Annotated in this window: 9 protein-coding genes and 1 pseudogene; 6 read left to right on the top strand and 4 right to left on the bottom strand. The window is 69.3% G+C overall.

The annotated features are described in order from the left end of the window. The first annotated feature begins 73 nt into the window (after positions 1-73). Positions 74-712, top strand: a complete 639-nt coding sequence (locus tag ABNT58_RS14385; RefSeq protein WP_348754149.1) for an ABC-type transport auxiliary lipoprotein family protein — start codon at positions 74-76, stop codon at positions 710-712. A 4-nt stretch (positions 713-716) separates the two neighbouring features. Here the strand turns inward: ABNT58_RS14385 and ABNT58_RS14390 are convergent, their stop codons facing one another. Continuing rightward, complete coding sequence (locus ABNT58_RS14390) at positions 717-1478, bottom strand: Crp/Fnr family transcriptional regulator (protein ID WP_348754150.1); 762 nt, start codon at positions 1476-1478, stop codon at positions 717-719. A 130-nt stretch (positions 1479-1608) separates the two neighbouring features. On the opposite strand from ABNT58_RS14390, the gene ABNT58_RS14395 reads away from it, so the two are divergent. After that, positions 1609-2013, top strand: coding sequence for a BLUF domain-containing protein (locus ABNT58_RS14395; protein ID WP_348754151.1), 405 nt, complete (start codon positions 1609-1611; stop codon positions 2011-2013). Positions 2014-2050: 37 nt separating this feature from the next. Continuing rightward, on the top strand, positions 2051-2467 hold the full coding sequence (locus tag ABNT58_RS14400) for a DUF2177 family protein (protein WP_348754152.1): 417 nt from the start codon (positions 2051-2053) through the stop codon (positions 2465-2467). Between the two features lie 24 nt (positions 2468-2491). On the opposite strand, the gene ABNT58_RS14405 is transcribed toward ABNT58_RS14400, so the two are convergent. Next, complete coding sequence (locus ABNT58_RS14405; protein WP_348754153.1) at positions 2492-3001, bottom strand: hypothetical protein; 510 nt, start codon at positions 2999-3001, stop codon at positions 2492-2494. A gap of 12 nt (positions 3002-3013) precedes the next feature. Then, a complete protein-coding gene (locus ABNT58_RS14410; RefSeq protein WP_348754154.1) occupies positions 3014-3568 on the bottom strand; it encodes a hypothetical protein in 555 nt (184 codons plus the stop codon). Positions 3569-3978: 410 nt separating this feature from the next. Between ABNT58_RS14410 and ABNT58_RS14415 the strand changes: the two genes are divergently transcribed. Next, positions 3979-4389 (top strand): response regulator transcription factor, encoded by a 411-nt coding sequence (locus ABNT58_RS14415; protein WP_348754157.1) that lies wholly within the window; start codon positions 3979-3981, stop codon positions 4387-4389. 74 nt (positions 4390-4463) lie between these two features. On the opposite strand, the gene ABNT58_RS14420 is transcribed toward ABNT58_RS14415, so the two are convergent. Next, positions 4464-5096 (bottom strand): response regulator transcription factor, encoded by a 633-nt coding sequence (locus ABNT58_RS14420; RefSeq protein ID WP_348754155.1) that lies wholly within the window; start codon positions 5094-5096, stop codon positions 4464-4466. Between the two features lie 47 nt (positions 5097-5143). Here ABNT58_RS14420 and ABNT58_RS14425 point away from each other — a divergent pair, with 47 nt between their 5' ends. Beyond that, entirely contained in the window at positions 5144-6532 is a 1389-nt protein-coding gene (locus ABNT58_RS14425; RefSeq protein WP_348754156.1) for a CHASE3 domain-containing protein, read from the top strand. Positions 6533-6596: 64 nt separating this feature from the next. Further along, positions 6597-6894: pseudogene (locus ABNT58_RS14430) on the top strand (hypothetical protein); the annotation flags it as partial.

A 6894-nucleotide genomic window follows, 5' to 3' on the forward strand; every position in this document is an offset into this window, starting at 1 on the left:
CCGACACGCTGGACCGCCAGCCCGAGTCGCTGCTGCGCGGCAAGCGCCTCAACCCCCTCGAGACGGAGAAAGAATGACCCACCCGCGCACCTTCATGGCGGCCGGCAGCCTGGCGGCGGCGCTGCTGCTGGCCGGCTGCGCCGGCTCACCACCCCCTTCATGGCACAGCGTGCTGCCCACCGATGCCGGCACCGCCGCGGGCGGCGCCACGCCCCCGGCGCCGGCGGCCTCGGGTGCTGTCCGGGTGACCACGCTGCAGGTGGGCCGCATCTCGGTGCCCGATGCGGTCGATCGCTCTTCGCTGGTGGTGGCCACCGGCAGCGGCCTGACGGTGCAGGACGGCCAGCGCTGGGTGGAACCCGTCAAGGCCCAGCTGCCGCGTGCGCTGGCACTGCTGCTGGCCGAGCGCCTGCCCGGCGCCACCGTGACCGCCTGGCCGGCCACCGTAGGCGGCACGCCGCAATGGCGCCTGGTGGCCGACGTGCAGCGCTTCGACCTGAGCGCCGCGCCGGCGCAGGCCCGGCTGCGCGTGGTGTGGACGCTGCGGCCGGGCGACGTGAACGCCAGCAACACCGGGCCGGCGGCCTTGCCGCAGGTGTTCGACGTGACGGTGCCGGCCACGGGCGGCGACGACCCGGCCGCGCTGGTGGCCGCGATGCGCGCGGCCCTGGCCCGCTGGGCCGATGTGGTGGCCCTCGTGGCCCGGGGTTGAGCGTCTAGATCAACGGCCGGCGCGGCACCGGCTGCTCGTAGTAGTCGGCCAGCCGGCCCAGCGCGCCGGGGTCGGGCAGGTGCAGCCAGCCGTCCTGCACGGCAAACAGGCCTTGTCTATACAACTTGCGCAGCGTCCGGTTGGTGTGCACCAGCGACAGGCCCACCGCATCGGCGATGTGCTGCTGGTTCACCGGCCAGGGCACCTGGCCGTCCTGCGCCAGGCCCAGCGCCACCGAGCGCTTGTACAGGTGCAGCATCAGCATCGCGATGCGCTCCGACGCGCTGCGCCTGCCCACCGTCAGCAGGTTCTCGTCGACCAGGCTTTCTTCGTGCGCAGCCAGCCAGGTGACGTCGTAGGCCAGCTTGGGAAAGCGGCTGTACAGCGTCCACAGCCGGTCGGTGTCGAAGCGGCACAGCTCCACGTCGGTCAAGGCTTCCACGCCGTGCGGCGACACCTCGTGGCTCTGGTCCTGCAGGCCGATCAGGTCGCCCGGCAGTACGAAGTTGAGGATCTGCCGACGCCCGTCGGACAGCGACTTGAAGCGGAAGGCCCAGCCCGAGAACAAGGTGCCCAGCGTGGCGGCCTGGCCCTGCCACACGATGGGCTGGCCGGCGGCCACGGTGAGGTGGGCGTCCTTGAAGCTGTTGAGGAACAGCAGCTCGTCCTGCGAGTTGCTCTTGAAGACGGCCATGCGCCGCAGCGGGCAGGCGGTGCACGGCACGGGGGCGCGCGGGGGCGGTGGTGGTTCGAGGCTGGTATTCATCGGCCAGGCAAGGAAGCGGTTGCAACAGTATCGCGGTGCGGCGCGGCCAGAGGCAGCCATGTCATTTGACATGGCGCGGTGCGGCGCCCACGGTTAGCCTGCCCGCTGTTACAAGAACAGCCGAGGCGCAGTGTCCCCTTTCCCCCTGTACGAAGTGCTCTACACCAGCGAGCTGGACCCGTCGGTCAAGGTCTCGACCATCGCCGACATCGTGCGCCGGGCCCGCCTGTGGAATGCGGCGCACGAGGTCACCGGCCTGCTGGTGTTCGATGGCGGGCGCTTTTGCCACCACCTGGAAGGCCCGGCCGAGGTGGTGCATGCGCTGGCGCTGCGCATCAGCGCCGATGCGCGCCACACGGGCTTTCGGCGGCTGCATGCCGCCACCCGCATCGGCCCGCGGCGGCTGGAAGGCCATCCACTGAGCTATGGTCTGGCCTACGACGAGGCAGAGATCGACGCGGTGACCGCGCTGAGCGGCGTGGCCGCCACCGAGCGCCTGATGCAGGCCCTGCCCCGACTGGAACTTGAACCCTGAGGCGACGCTCTGACCGGCGTTGCCGGGAGTGTTGCGGATGCCTCTTTCGATCTTGGCCTATCTGGGCGCGCTGGTGAGCATGCTGGCGCTGGATGCCGTGTGGCTGGGGCTGGTGATGCCCTCGGTCTACCAGGCGGCGCTGGGCCCCTTGCTGCTGCCCGAGCCCCGCTGGGGCGCGGCTGCGTTGTTCTACCTGGCCTATCCGGTGGGCGTCGTGGTGTTTGCGGTGCTGCCGGCCTGGCGGGCGCGGGCGCCGCGGCAGGGCTGGGGGCTGGGCGCGCTGTACGGCGCGCTGGCCTACGCCACCTACGACCTGACCAACCTGGCCACGCTGCGCGGCTGGCCGGTGCACATCGTGGTGGTGGACATCGCCTGGGGCGCGGTGATCAGCGCGCTGGCGGCCGCGGCCAGCCTGGCGTTGCTGCAGCGGCGCCGCGGCAGCAGCCCGCGCTGAAGCACGCGCCTGGCGGCGCGCCCTTCAGGTGTCGGCGTCGCCCGGGCCCACCGGGTCGGCGGACTCGTCTTCCGGCGCCTGGTCGCGCTGGCGCAGCCGCTTCCAGGCTTCGCGCGCGGCCTGCGCGCTGTGGCGGTAGTCGGCGTCCAGCGCGGCCAGGCGGTTGGCCGGCAGCCGCGGCCACAGGTGGCTGCGCTGCTGCGCGCGCATGGTGTCGAAGGCCTCGCGGAACTGCCCCACCAGTGCATCGCGCTGCGGGCTGCTGAGGTCGGCGGCTGCCGCGCGGGCGGCCAGCCATTCGCACTGCGCCAGGCCGTCGCTGTCCTGCGGCAGCAAGGCGCCTGCATGCGGCAGGGCCGTGTGCAGGGCCTGCCGCACCGCCAGCGAATAGGCATGCATCTCCATCGCCAGCTGCGCGGCCAGGGCCTGGCCTTCCGCCGCAGCGTCGGGCCGGCCCTGTACCACCGTGTACGTCTCCAGCAGCCGGCTCAGACGAGACTCGTCATCCGCCACGCTGTGCAGCACGTCGGCCATCGCGCGCGGTGATCAGCTCTTGCCGAAGCGGGCCTTGGCGCTGGCCACGCACTGCGACTTGGCATCGCCGCTCATCGCATCGCACTTCTCGGCCGCGGCCTCGTAGTTGGCTTCGCGCTTGTCTTCCATCGCGTCCTTGCGGGCTTCGCCGGTCTTGCTGGCGGCCTTGGCGTCGGCCTTGGCGCGGGTCTCGGCGGCCTTGGCTTCCTTCACGCACACGTCCTTGTCGTTGCCCGACTTGTCGTCGCAACGCTCCTTGGCCACTTCATAGGCGGTCTCGGCCTTGGTCATGGCCAGCTTCTCGCCGTCCTTGGCCTTGCCGCTGTGGCGGTACTCCAACTCGGCCTTGGCCACCTTTTCCTTGGCTTCGGCTTCCTTCTGGCAAACGTCCTTGGCATTGCCGGACATCGCATCGCAGGCGGCCTTGTCAGCCTTGTAGTCGGCGCTGATGCGCTCCTTCATGGCCTTGTATTCGGCACGCGGCATCTGGTCGGCAGCGCTGGCACCACCACACAGCGCGATCACGCCGGCCACGAAAACGGTCTTGAGCGTCAGGGTCTTGTTCATGCGAATCTCCTTCAATGCCTGCAACAGGGTTTTGCAGTGCGGTGCAGTATCTGGACGCCACCACGGCCCGGCCCAGCGGACTGCGCCGTGAGGCGGCGTAGTTCGCGTCCTACCGCCGCCTGCTGCGCAAGGCGATGTCCGACACCGGCTCGCGTTGCAAGCCGATGGCCCGCCAGCGGGCGCGCAGGCCCAATCAAACCTCGTCCCGTGAACCGCGGATGTGCCTACCGGTCGCGCGCGCTGTAGGAAACATCTGACGGCCAGCACCACGGGTGGCTGTTAGAGTTTTTGAGCGCGCCGGGGCATGAATCGTGTCGTTGATCATTGGTAGCCATCACCCACCGGCGAGAACGAAGCTCGCATCGCCCCCATCGGCGGTGCCGGGCAATGCCCAGATGCCGCAAGATTCGATGGTGAACCTGAAGACCTACATCGTCGAAGACAGCCCTGTCATTCGCGAGAACCTGATCGCCACGCTGGAAGAGATGGTGCCGCTGGAAGTGGTGGGCACCGCCGAAGACGAATCGAGCGCGGTCTACTGGCTCAACCACCATGCGCAGCAATGCGACCTGGTGATCATCGACATCTTCCTCAAGGGCGGCTCGGGCCTGGGCGTGCTGCGCTCGACCGTGCGGGCACGCGGCAGCTGCAAGCTGGTGGTCTTCAGCAACTACGCCACGCCCGACATGCGGCGCAAGTGCCTGGAACTGGGCGCCGACAAGGTGTTCGACAAGAGCAACGAGATCGATGCGCTCATCAACTATTGCGAGCGCCTGGCAGCCGGCGGCGGTGGCGATACCCACCACGGCGACCTGATCTGAAGCGCTGCGCCATCAGCCTGCCCTCCCGGCAGGCTGCGGCGCTGCCCGCGCCTGGCGGGCGCGGGCGCTTCCTCTTACTGGATCAGCCCGTTCTTGAGGGCGTAGTAGGTGAGGTCGCTGTTGGAGGACAGGTTCATCTTCTCCATCACGCGCGAACGGTAGGTGCTCACCGTCTTGACGCTCAGCGACATGCTGTCGGCCATGTGGCCGATGGTTTCGCCCTTGGCCAGCCGCAGAAACACCTGGAACTCACGCTCGGACAGCGTCTCGTGCGGGGCCTTGTCGCCCGCGCCCGACAGGCCATCGGCCAGCAGCTGGGCCACGCCCGAGGTGATGTACTTGCGGCCCCGGTACACCGTGCGGATGGCGGTGACGATCTCCTGCGGATCGCATTCCTTGTTGAGGTAGCCGCTGGCCCCCTGCTTGAGCAAGGTGGTGGCGTAGTGCTCTTCGGGGAAGCCGCTCAGGATGAGCACCGGCAGGTCGGGCGCACGGGCCTTGATGGCCGCGAGTGCATCGACGCCGCTCTGGTCGGGCATGGACAAGTCCATGACCAGCACATCCACTTCCCCCTTGCGGACCAGGTCCAGTGCTTCACGGCCGTTGGCGGCTTCACCGGTGACCCGCAGGTCCACCTGCTCCGAGAAGAACTGCTTGAGACCGGAGCGCACAATGGCATGGTCATCCACGATGGCGATTCTGATCATGCTCGATACAACCCTAACGATCGTCTGATATACGAAGGCAAGTGTAGATGCAAGCCGCGGCCCTGAACATCCTGGCGCGGGTCAAGCGCAGTCCTTTCCTGTTTCCGCTGGCCTTGATCGCGGGTCTGGCCATGGTGCTGATCACCGAGACGGCCTACCTGCAGGCCACGCGGGCGCTGGACGAAACCGGCCGCATCGCCGATGCGCGCGAGCACCTGCAGTCGTTGCTACGGCGCACGGTGGACGCCGAAAGCGGCCAGCGAGGCTTCCTGCTCACCGGCCGGGAGCAGTACCTTGACCCTTATCGTGCGGCTCTCGACGAGATCCATGCATCGCAACGCTTCCTGCGCGACTATTACGCCCCGCTGCCGGCGCAGGCCGAGACCATGGGGCGCATGAACCAGGCGCTCGATGCCAAGCTCTCGGAACTGGCCACGGTGATGTCCCTCTACCGCGAAGGCCGACACGATGCGTGGCGCGAACTGCTGCTGCTGGACATCGGAAGAGAAAAAATGACCGAGATCAGGAACCTGTCCCAGACGCTGATGGATGTGGAGTCGGAGCGCGTGGCGTCGAGCCGGCGCGGCATCTACGACACCTTGATGCTGCACCGCATGGGCGTGGGCGCGATGAGCGCCGTGAGCCTGCTGGCGCTGTTCATGTACCTGCGGCAGACCCGCGCGCTGGAAGCCGAGCAGGAGCAGCGCGCGCTGGCCGTGGCCCGACAGCGCGACGAGCTGGAGCGTGAGGTGGCCGAACGCACCCGCCAGCTCACCGAGCTGGCGCAGCACCTGCAAACCGCCCGCGAGGACGAACGCAGCCGGCTGGCGCGCGAGCTGCACGACGAGCTGGGCGCCCTGCTCACCGCCGCCAAGCTGGATGCGGCGCGCATCAAGTCGCGGCTGGGCGGCAACTCGCCCGAGGCGGCCGAACGGCTGGCCCACCTGAGCGAGACGCTCAACAGCGGCATCGCGCTCAAGCGCCGCATCATCGAAGACCTGCGGCCTTCCACGCTCAGCAACTTCGGCCTCGTGCCGGCGCTGGAAATCCTGGCGCGTGAGTTCGGCGAGCGCAGCCAGCTGGAGGTGTTCAGCCGCCTCAGCCCGGTGTCCTTGGAGCCGGCCGACGAACTCACCGCCTACCGCCTGGTGCAGGAGGCCTTCACCAACATCGCCAAGCATGCGCAGGCCAGCCGCGTCGAGTTGACTTTGGAAGAGCAGGACGGTGGCGTGGAGGTGGCCGTGCGCGACAACGGTGCCGGCTTCGACACCACGCAGCCCACCCGCTCGGCCCACGGGCTGCTGGGCATGCGCTACCGCGTGGAAGCCGCGGGGGGCCAGCTCACCATCCGCTCGGCCCCGGGCCTGGGCACGCAGGTGTCGGCCCTGCTGCCGGCCAAGCCCGCCACCGCGCCCGCGCCCGAGCCGGCGGCCTGAAGGCGCCGTGGGCCGGGGCGCGGCGGAAGCCGCGAGCTTTGAAAGGCAGGTGCGGCAGGACCTGTTGAACCGCCGCTGGCTGCGGCTGCATGTGTGCTGCATCGCCATGCTCACGCTGGCGGCGTGCTGGGGCCTGTCGGCCCTGCTGATGCAGGCCGGCGTGCAGTCCCTGGCGCTGCGCCATGCGCTGGCCCTGGTGGGCGCCTACGCGGCCTACCTGGGGCTGATGCACCTGTGGGCGCGCTGGATGCTGAGGCAGGAAAGTCCCGGGCCGGCCGACATCCCCTTCGAGCTGGCCGACCTGGCGCCGCCGCACGCCCCCGCGAGCGGGCGTGGCATGGCCCACCTGGTGGAAGGCGCCG

This window comes from uncultured Aquincola sp., assembly GCF_964001545.1.
In the GTDB taxonomy this organism is placed as follows: domain Bacteria; phylum Pseudomonadota; class Gammaproteobacteria; order Burkholderiales; family Burkholderiaceae_C; genus Aquincola.